A 1,124-nucleotide genomic window follows, 5' to 3' on the forward strand; every position below is an offset into this window, starting at 1 on the left:
CATCTTCTTCACCATCTGCTGCTTGAAAACTTCCGAGTACGGCACGGCGTGTCTGCCTGTCCTCGCCCCCTGGGCGGTGTCACCTCAGCGAGTTAGCCGAGGCGACATCTTCCCTGACACAGGGGGGAACCCGCAGCGTGATCGTCTCCGGCGTGACGTTCCCGTAGGGATCCTCAATGCATTGCCACGCCTCTCCCATGCACAGACGCGGCCATCTATTCTTGGCGCTACTGGACTCAAGCGATGAACGATTTGCGAGCTTGTATACGAGGCCTACTGCGGGAAGAGCCTCCCGTTCCCAGAAGTCACACCGGCATGAGCAGTCTCCCGGTTCCGGCGTTCGGCGCTCTCTCACCGGGGGTTGAGGCAGCCACCCTGGCTTGGAATCCTTCATACGAGGAGGTCCGCCGGAGCAAGATTCCCGTCCTGTCGGATTTCGGGGTTGCGAATTCCGACGACCTAACCTCAGACCATCTGGACCAGATCGAACTCAAGCTTTCCCACTACTTTCATCAGACCTTCGGGCCCACCAAGTTCTTCAGCAAGCTCGGCCCGCTTCCGGCGGCTGCGGGGAGAAGTTTTGAGAGCGGAAAGGCGGTCCACCTCGACCTCTCGCCCTAGCCTACTATGAAAAGATGGAAGGAACTCAAGTCGGATGTTCGCAACGCCCTGCTCACGGACGGCGTCATCAAGCTCGTTCAACTCCTGAAGCTGAGCGACATCAAGACCCTCTTCGTCAACGGGGCGGACGTCTACAGTGATCTCCGCAAGGGCTTGGAGTTCGCACGCCAGCGCCACGGTCTCACGCTGGGCTGCGTCCTTTTCGTTCCATTTCCATTGAGTAGCCCGCTGGTCGAGTGCACGATGACCCTCTCTGATCCTGGCGGCGACCGTCAGATCGAGATCTGCGCTTGGCATCCCTTCATTTATGCGAATTACCCCAAGAGCACTTCGGACATTGAAGAGGCGCTGCGTACCCGATTCAATCGGACGCTGCCCCCCTGTGTCAGGGAAGATGTCGCCTCGGCTAACTCGCTGAGGTGACACCGCCCAGGGGGCGAGGACAGGCAGACACGCCGTGCCGTACTCGGAAGTTTTCAAGCAGCAGATGGTGAAGAAGATGC

1 protein-coding gene is annotated in these 1,124 nt (G+C 59.3%); it reads right to left on the bottom strand.

Annotation, left to right across the window (positions count from 1 at the left end):
* Positions 1-465: 465 nt before the first annotated feature.
* Positions 466-1,124: hypothetical protein (locus tag G4D85_RS49095; protein ID WP_205526041.1), on the bottom strand; the 659-nt coding region annotated here is incomplete at its 5' end.

Origin of the sequence: Pyxidicoccus trucidator (genome assembly GCF_010894435.1) — a bacterium.
In the GTDB taxonomy this organism is placed as follows: Bacteria; Myxococcota; Myxococcia; order Myxococcales; family Myxococcaceae; genus Myxococcus; species Myxococcus trucidator.